This is a genomic window from Virgibacillus sp. M23, assembly GCF_034190895.1.
Classification (GTDB): domain Bacteria; phylum Bacillota; class Bacilli; order Bacillales; family Amphibacillaceae; genus Virgibacillus; species Virgibacillus salarius.
In genome coordinates this window covers 1-390 of sequence record NZ_JAWDHA010000371.1, presented here as the reverse complement: position 1 = coordinate 390, position 390 = coordinate 1, and the positions used below count along the sequence as shown (strand labels likewise).

Below are 390 nucleotides of genomic sequence, written 5' to 3'. Positions count from 1 at the left end.
GTCCTTGAGCTGTTTCAATAACCGTGACAAGCTTCCATAGGCCTCCGTTTGGTGCGAGATCGCCATTTCCTAAAGTAAACATGACATAGCCGGAAAAATAAATTCGGTCTGACCAGGAAGCCGGCTCTTTCGATTGAACTTCCACAAGTGAATGAGGGTCGCTCGAGAAAATCAGCACCCATCCGCTCCAAAATAGACTGATCCATATCACTAACGTCAGGCATAACAGCAGTGGACCTGCCATACTCAGAACCTTTGCGTGGTCTCCGCTGATTTTGCGGCAGCCTTTCCACAGCCAAGCAGACAGGCATCTTGTGATCGGGCCTGCACCGCTCGCTAACCATAACGTGGTCCATAAAAAATCAAACATCCCCGCTGTCAATAATAAAA

1 protein-coding gene is annotated in these 390 nt (G+C 48.5%); it reads right to left on the bottom strand.

Annotated features, from left to right (window positions below; translation table 11 throughout):
• Positions 1–390, bottom strand: a 390-nt coding sequence (locus RVS70_RS23060) for an ion channel (protein WP_321135070.1), incomplete at both ends; no start/stop codon positions are given.